1 pseudogene is annotated in these 215 nt (G+C 65.6%); it reads right to left on the bottom strand.

Annotation, left to right across the window (positions count from 1 at the left end):
• Positions 1–215 (bottom strand): annotated as a pseudogene (locus ACWGTI_RS33065) (alpha-N-arabinofuranosidase); the annotation flags it as partial.

A 215-nucleotide genomic window follows, 5' to 3' on the forward strand; every position in this document is an offset into this window, starting at 1 on the left:
TTGGCATTTGACGAGCCGCAGACGACGAGTTCGAGCGACTGCGAAAAGGCGCGCATGGCCTTGGCGGTTTCATGGGCCAGGCGGCCGTATTCGTCGGCGGTCTTGTGGCCGATCTGCCAGGGGCCGTCCATCTCATTGCCGAGGCACCAGAGCTTGACGCCGAACGGCTCCGTGCGGCCGTTGGCGATGCGCTTGTCGCTCCATTCGCTGCCGCC

This window comes from Mesorhizobium sp. ArgA1 (genome assembly GCF_053714375.1).